Origin of the sequence: Streptomyces durbertensis, from assembly GCF_014156695.1 — a bacterium.
GTDB classification, from domain to species: Bacteria; Actinomycetota; Actinomycetes; order Streptomycetales; family Streptomycetaceae; genus Streptomyces; species Streptomyces durbertensis.
Genome location: NZ_WMLF01000822.1, coordinates 1 through 1092 on the forward strand (window position 1 = coordinate 1; position 1092 = coordinate 1092).

Sequence of the window (1092 nt, forward strand, 5' to 3'; positions counted from 1 at the left end):
GCTCTTGATCGTGCCGAGCGGCAGCCCGGTGCGTTCGGCGATCTGGCTGTGTGTCAGGTCTTCGTAGAACGCCAGGTGGAGGACCCGGCGTTGGGCCTCGGGGAGGCGCGCGAGTTCCTCGGCCACCAGCACGCGGTCGATGACCACGTCGGCGGGCGAGGGGGTGTCGAGGCGGGGCGCGCGGGCGCCGAGCGTGGCGACGAGGTCGCTCCGGCGCGTACGGGCGGAGAGCGCGTCGACGATCTTCCGGCGGGCGATGCCGACCAGCCAGCCGCCGAGCGCGCCGCGTTCGGGCCGGTATCCGGCGCGGCCGCGCCAGGCGGCGAGGAAGACCTGCTGGGTGACGTCCTCGGCCTCGCGGGAGTCGCCGAGTGTGCGGGTGGCCAGACCCAGGACGAGGCCTCCCCACCGCTCGTAGAGCGTGGCGAGCGCGCGCTCGTCGCCGGCGGTGAACGCGGCGGCGAGCCGGGCGTCCTCCGGCTGCCGCCGCGCGGGGGCGGGGACGCCGCCCGGGTCGCCGACGGCCGCTGGACGCGGGGTGTGCCGCACGGCCGACGGCGCCGGTGGTGCGGTGACGGTGGCGGTCATGGGGGCCACTCCTTCCGCCGGGCCCGAGCCCGGCTGACGGACCTCCGCGGCGGTTCGGTGCGCGTGGGCCGTGGGGCCCGTCCGCCGCTGCGGACGGCTGTCTCCGTCCGTCACCGCCCAGAGTTCGCCGACCGCACGCAGGCGACAACTTGCATCGTTTTTGCGTCGTATCAGGAGTACGCTGGGGAGCATGTCGGACAGCACACGCGCGGACGGCGGCACGGCGGGCCCGGGTCTCACCACGGGCGCGGTGGCCCGGAAGCTGGGCGTCGCGCCCACGACGCTGCGCTCGTGGGACCGCCGGTACGGCGTCGGCCCGGCCGAACGCGGGGACGGACGCCACCGCCGCTGGTCCCCGGCGGATGTCGCCATGCTGGAACGGATGTGCCGGCTGACGTCGCTCGGAGTGCCGCCGGGCGAGGCCGCGAAACGGGCACGCGACCCCCGCGCGGAGGACGTCGCGGAGCCCCCGCCAGGACCGCTCGCCCCACCCCTCGCCGAACC

General features: G+C 76.6%; 2 protein-coding genes. One reads left to right on the top strand and one right to left on the bottom strand.

The window, feature by feature from the left end; translation table 11 throughout:
* Positions 1-588 (bottom strand): sigma-70 family RNA polymerase sigma factor (locus GL263_RS27075; RefSeq protein ID WP_182858365.1); only part of this gene is annotated, 588 nt, incomplete at its 3' end.
* Between the two features lie 190 nt (positions 589-778).
* On the opposite strand from GL263_RS27075, the gene GL263_RS27080 reads away from it, so the two are divergent.
* Positions 779-1092, top strand: a 314-nt coding sequence (locus GL263_RS27080) for a MerR family transcriptional regulator (RefSeq protein WP_182858366.1), incomplete at its 3' end; no start/stop codon positions are given.